Here is a 6,125-nt window from a genome sequence, read left to right as displayed (position 1 = left end):
CTTCGGGACGAATGATTTAACCCAGTTGACCTATGGTTTTTCCAGGGATGACGTCGGCTCCTTTATGCCAGAATATATTAAAAAGGGGATTCTACCCGCCGACCCATTCCAGACAGTGGACGTTGACGGCGTCGGTGAGTTGATGAAGATGGCGGTGGAAAAGGGCCGTTTTGCCAAACCCAATCTGCCGATTGGCGTGTGTGGCGAAATTGGTGGTGATCCAAAATCAATTGAATTCTTTGAAGCAATTCACGTGTCGTATGTGTCCTGCTCGCCGTTTAGAGTTCCGGTTGCCAAATTAGCGGCTGCCCAAGCCCACATTAAGCTCAACAAGAAAAAAGACGTGATGGCGAATTTAGTTAAGAATTAGGAATTAGTATGTATGAAAAAAGATCGCCGGTGTAAAGCCGGCGGTCTTTTTTAGATGCTATCGGTTAAAAGAAGTCTCTAGGTCCATGAGGTCCCCGAGGTCCACCATGAGGGCCGCCAAAAGGTGGTCGGCCGAATGGTCCGTGGTGGCCGTGTCCGTGTGGTCCCCAAGGCTCTTCATCACGGTCAGGAAGTTTGCTCTTAAGTGAGTCGTTTAACTTATCCATCAGGTCGTTAAGTTGGGTTAATTCTTCATCAGATAATCCTTCAAAAATCTCGTCTAGCAGATCATCGGCTGAATCGTCTTCTTGAATTAACTTCTTACCTTCATCTGTAATTGCCACATTCGTCACGCGTTTGTCGTTCTCGTCAGGGGTGCGGGTGATCAGGCCACGTTCCTCTAATTTGGCCAACAGTTCCGTGAGTGAGGATGGGCGGATGTCCATAATTTCAGCGAGTTGGCTTTGAATCAAAGTGCCTTCTTTTGCCAAAATGACAAGGGCCCGGTTTTGTCCCCGTAAGTGGTAAGGCCGCTCTTGGTGTCGGGCCAGGCGTTGAGTGCCGTGCATGAAGCCAAAGAACTTGCCGAGTAATGCTCTTTTATCGTTTGTCATATTAATTCTCCTTTGAATGTTTTACTTAGGTACCTAACAATATGAAGTATACACGGAAAAATTCAGAAGGCAAGGAAAATGTTTCGGTACCTAACTAGATAAAAAATACGCGTTATATTTTCAACTGTAATTCCACTAAAGGCATGAGATGCAGGTAAAAAATGTAAATACTTGTAAACTTGACCGGATGTTTTTACACTGAGAGCAGAAATAAATGAATGGTTGCTGGGGAGACTAAATGGCGTAAAACGTTTACATTTCATATGTAAGGGCTTACAATTAGTAACCGTTCATTAAATTATATTCCCTGGGGAGGGACGTATCTTGAGAGCAAGACATTTGAGTACATTTTTTATTTTCTTCTTTGGTGCATTAGGGGGCCTTTTATTTGGATTTGATACCGGTATTATTTCTGGTGCCTCACCATTGATTGAAAGTAATTTCAATTTAGGAACTGCACAGACTGGCTTCATTGTCTCTTCAGTTTTGATTGGTTCGTCTGTTGGTGCTTTATCGATCGGGTCATTGTCTGATCGATACGGGCGGAAACGGTTGTTGGTTTTTGCTTCGATTCTATTTTTAATTGGATCTGGGCTGTCGATGTTTGCACAAGGATTTGTTTCGATGGTCATCGCCCGAATTATTTTAGGCTTTGCCGTAGGATCTGCTTCAGCTTTGACACCGGCATATTTGGCTGAATTAGCTGATGCACCGCACCGAGGCTCACTTGGCACGATGTTTCAGTTGATGATTACTTTAGGGATTCTGTTGGCCTATGTTTCCAACTTGGGATTCCTGCACCACAACTTATTAGGCTTACGTGACTGGCGTTGGATGCTCGGGTCGGCTTTGATTCCAGCGCTGATGCTGTTCATCGGTTCAATCATTTTGCCTGAGTCTCCTCGTTACCTGGTTGAAAAAGGTGATATTGATGAGGCTCGTGACGTCTTGCATGAACTTCGTGCGAAGACTAATGAGGACCCTGATAAAGAATTGGCCGACATCCAAACGGTTGCCAATCAACCAAAGGGTGGCTTAAAAGAGCTGTTCACGGTTGCCCGCCCGGCTGTGATTGTTGCGATTTTACTGATGTTGTTGCAGCAATTAGTTGGGATTAACTCAGTTATTTACTTCTTGCCACAAGTCTTTATTAAGGGATTTGGATTCCCTGAAAGCAATGCAATTTGGATTTCAGTTGGAATCGGAGTTGTGAACTTTCTTTGTACTATCTTGGCGTACAACATTATGGACCGGTTCAACCGGAAGACGATCTTGTTATTCGGTTCAATCGTGATGGCCCTTTCAATTGGCATCCTTTCAATTTTAAACTTTACGTTGAAGGTTCAAGACGCCGCTGTCCCAACCATGATTTTAATTGGGATCTACATCTTCGGTTTCGCCGTTTCATGGGGTCCAATTTGCTGGTTAATGATTGGTGAAATTTTCCCATTGAACGTTCGTGGTGTCGGAACCTCAATTGGTTCAGCTGCCAACTGGATTGGAAACTTCATTGTTTCACAATTCTTCTTGGAATTACTCCACATGTTTAACAATAACGTCGGTGGTCCATTCGCCGTCTTTACATTCTTCGCCATCGTTTCAATCTTCTTTGTCATCTTCATGGTCCCAGAAACCCGTGGGAAGACGTTGGAACAAATTGAAATGGATATGCGAAAGAACGCCGCATTAAAAGCCGCTGCCAAGTCTGCTGCTCAAGCTAAGTAAGCTGCGCTGGCAATGAAAAAAGCCTCGAGAAATTTTCTCGAGGCTTTTTTGGTCGCGGCAACTTAATCGACGCACAGACGTTTAATCGCTTCAGCGTAGATATCCATTGCTTTAAACATACTTTTCAGTTCCCAGTTTTCATTGACTTGATGCATGAAATCGGGCGTTCCTGGCAACATTGCACCATAGGCAACACAATTGTTCATGGTGCGGGCAAACGTGGCACCACCGGAAATTTGTGGCTGAGTATCATCTCCGGTGAGGTCCTTATACGTGGCCATCAGGGTTTTAACCAAGTGGCTGTCAGTTGGGACGTAGAGTGGGGCAACGTAGTCAAAAGCTTCGTAGTGTAATCCGTAAGGTTCAGCGGCTTTCTTCAGTTGCTCAATCAGCTCGTCGTGATCAACGGTTACTGGAATTCGCATATCGACTTGCATTCGGGTCTCGTCCTTGGTGATCTTCAAGCTGGAAATGTTGACGGTCAAATGGCCGGATGCTTCATCTTCGACGTCACCCAACAAATTGGTGCCGGTTGCGTCTTCTTTAAATTTCTTGCCAAAGAAATCAAGCACTTTGTTTGGGAAAACATCATCTAAGGCAATCGCCAATCGTAACACTGCATTGGTGCCTTGAGGGGCATTCATGGCGTGAACGGCTTTACCAACAACTGTAATCCCGTCCGATCCATGATCCTCATATTCAAATCCGTGCTTGTCAAGACTTGCCTTGACTTCCGCTAACTTGGGACCATTGTAAGGTGCCTTGGCAGGAACAGCGTTGAAGGCATTTTCGAGTTCGAGTGAAAGTTCGTCCATTCCTGGTCCAACCAAGTAGGACTGCTCAAGGCCTTTTTCTGCGTAAATCAACGGGAATTCTGCATCTGGTGCAATCCCAAAATCAATTGGGGATTCTTTCTCATTATAAACGGCGATGCCGCGCCAGAGGGTTTCCTCGTCAGTGCCAAAGATAAAACGAATTCGGCAGTTAAACTTGTAACCGCGGTCAACTAGAGCTTTGACAGCGAACATCGCGGCCATTGACGGCCCTTTGTCGTCTTGGGTTCCACGGCCGTAAATATAACCATCCTTGATGGTAGCGTTGAACGGATCAGTATCCCAATCATTCGGATCGCCGGCAGGAACGACGTCAACGTGGCCGATGATTCCAAAGATTTTATCGCCGGATCCAATTTCAGCATAACCATAGTGGCCTTCAGGATCTTTGAACGTCTTGAAGCCATTTTCTTCGGCAATCTTCAAAACTTCGGTCAGTGCGTCATCAATCCCTTGTCCAAATGGTGTGGTTTTGGAAACGGTTTGGGGATCGTTGGCTGAAGGCTTGCTGACGAGACGTTTTAAACCTTCAACGGCGGCATTCTGTTCGGTTTCAGTAACTAATTTTTCTGACATGTGTGTTGTGCCTCCTAAGTTGTATTGTTTATGAACTTATTTTTTGAAATGAGTTTCTTTGAGCTGTAATCCGCACCTAAGCCAACTTCCAGTGAAATCAAGGTGGATTTCACCGGAAGTTGGCTTAGTGCTGGTAGTTAATACATACGTGCTACGACGACTGCAAACGAATGGCAGTGTCTGGTGTTTAAGCGTTTTGAGTCATACCAAACGTGTTCCTCAAACCAGACTTCTTCGCTTAATGTGATAAGCAGCTGTTCGTCTATTACCTAGTGGAAACGTGTTCCTCAAACCAGACTCCTCCGCTTAATCCGATAAACAGCTATGGCGCAAAGACAGCGCCATAACTGTTTATCACATTAATGCTCCGACGACCGCAAACGAAGTGCAACGTCTAGTGTCTGAGTCACACTCTCTTTAAATAACCGCCATCACTCCCAAGAATATTGCAGTCGCTAAGAACAAGTAGATCATCAGTTTGAACATGAATTTCCACCACGTTGTGATATTGACGTGCGCGATCGTTAACGCACCCATTACGACACCCGAAGTTGGGGTAATCAGGTTTACCCAGCCGGATGCACTTTGGTATGCTGTTACGACCAAGCTTGGATCAACGCCCGCAAACTTACCCATTGGTCCGATGATTCCCATAGTCGCAGCTGCAAGGCCCGACGTTGATGGAATCAAGAAGGACATTGGGATGTAAAAGACGTACGCCAAAATGATGAAGACAACTGAACCGAGGTTGGATAATCCCATTTCACCCCAGTGCAGAACCGTTGCGGTAATGTTTCCGTCATTCATAACGACTTGAATTCCACGCGCAACGGCAACAACGATCGCAACGCCCATGAAGTCGCTCATTCCTGCTAAGAATGATTCAATAAACGTTGACTCCTTCATTTTGAAGACAAACATTACAACGATTGCCATCAAGAAGAAGAGGGTGGTGATTTCGGTAAAGTACCAGGAACCAAACGGTGTTAAGTTTGACCCGATCAAGCTTCCCAGGAACGGAACGCCTTGGAGCCATTTAGTGAAGCTGGTAAAGAATGTCCAGTTCTTGTTAATTTGGTCCCATGGGATGAGCCCCATGATCATAATTAAGAAGGTCAATCCAAACATCCAAAGAACGGCTTTTTGACGACCGGTCATTTTGGTACCGGGCTGGTCTTCATGGTTCAATGCGAACCGTTTCAGATCTTCCTCACGCTGCTCAAAGACATAGGACCTCGATGGATCCTTTTCAATTTTAGCAGCATATTGATAAACGAATAGGATACTAATTGTCACAACGATGATAAACAGAACCGCCCGGGAAATAATACCGTCACCGGGTGAAATGTGAAGGGTTTGAGAGGCAACACCGGTCGCAAACGGGTTAACCGTTGAGGCCAAGCAACCGACTTGAGAACCAACCAAGACGATCGAGACCGCAACCAGCGAGTCAAATCCAACACCAATCATGACTGGAATCAATAGTGGATAAAAGGCGATGGTTTCTTCAGCCATCCCATAAGTTGATCCACCAAGGGCAAACAAAATCATCAGTAAGGGAATTAAAACTTTTTCCTTGCCTTTATACTTTGAAACAACGGTGGCAATTCCATCATCAAGGGCTTTTGTCTGGTTGACAACGCCCAAGAATCCACCAATGACCAAGATAAATAGAGAAACAGAGATGGCACCTTCAGTGGTGTCGTTTCCGACCATTCCATAGATCGGGGCTGAAAAGACGTCCCAAATACCTTGAGGGTTAGAGGCAACCGCCTTATAAGTATGGGCAATAATGTTGCCGGCTTTATCAGTCGAGTACTGCCCAGCTGGAATGATCCAAGTTAAAATTGCAACGAATATAATAATCAGAAATAAGATCGTGTACGCTGAAGGCATCTTAAATCGACGTTTCTTCGGAGTTGATTGTTGATTTTGCATATTGTTCACTTCCTTTTCCTTTACTGACTAAATTTTACAAAAAATCTATAAAGATTTTGTGAAGAAAAAT

The 6,125-nt window shown here is 44.9% G+C and carries 5 protein-coding genes; 2 read left to right on the top strand and 3 right to left on the bottom strand.

Annotation, left to right across the window (positions count from 1 at the left end; translation table 11 throughout):
• Window positions 1–370: putative PEP-binding protein (locus AB3112_RS07300; protein ID WP_367334198.1), on the top strand; the 370-nt coding region annotated here is incomplete at its 5' end.
• Window positions 371–434: 64 nt separating this feature from the next.
• Here AB3112_RS07300 and AB3112_RS07295 read toward each other — a convergent pair.
• Window positions 435–983 carry a MarR family winged helix-turn-helix transcriptional regulator gene (locus tag AB3112_RS07295; RefSeq protein ID WP_084974517.1) on the bottom strand — a complete coding sequence of 183 codons (549 nt, stop codon included), beginning with the start codon at window positions 981–983 and terminating at the stop codon, window positions 435–437.
• Window positions 984–1,307: 324 nt separating this feature from the next.
• On the opposite strand from AB3112_RS07295, the gene AB3112_RS07290 reads away from it, so the two are divergent.
• Entirely contained in the window at window positions 1,308–2,708 is a 1,401-nt protein-coding gene (locus AB3112_RS07290) for a sugar porter family MFS transporter (protein WP_057910883.1), read from the top strand.
• A gap of 62 nt (window positions 2,709–2,770) precedes the next feature.
• On the opposite strand, the gene AB3112_RS07285 is transcribed toward AB3112_RS07290, so the two are convergent.
• Both AB3112_RS07285 and AB3112_RS07280 read right to left on the bottom strand, forming a co-directional pair.
• Entirely contained in the window at window positions 2,771–4,117 is a 1,347-nt protein-coding gene (locus tag AB3112_RS07285; protein WP_367334197.1) for a M20 family metallopeptidase, read from the bottom strand.
• Between the two features lie 417 nt (window positions 4,118–4,534).
• Window positions 4,535–6,055 carry a YfcC family protein gene (locus AB3112_RS07280; RefSeq protein ID WP_367334196.1) on the bottom strand — a complete coding sequence of 507 codons (1,521 nt, stop codon included), beginning with the start codon at window positions 6,053–6,055 and terminating at the stop codon, window positions 4,535–4,537.
• Window positions 6,056–6,125: the final 70 nt, after the last annotated feature.

The sequence above is a fragment of the Lentilactobacillus sp. genome (assembly GCF_040773105.1).
Lineage (GTDB): Bacteria > Bacillota > Bacilli > Lactobacillales > Lactobacillaceae > Lentilactobacillus > Lentilactobacillus parabuchneri.
Note: the sequence above shows the minus strand (reverse complement) of the source record. Positions and strands in the feature narration are given on the sequence as shown.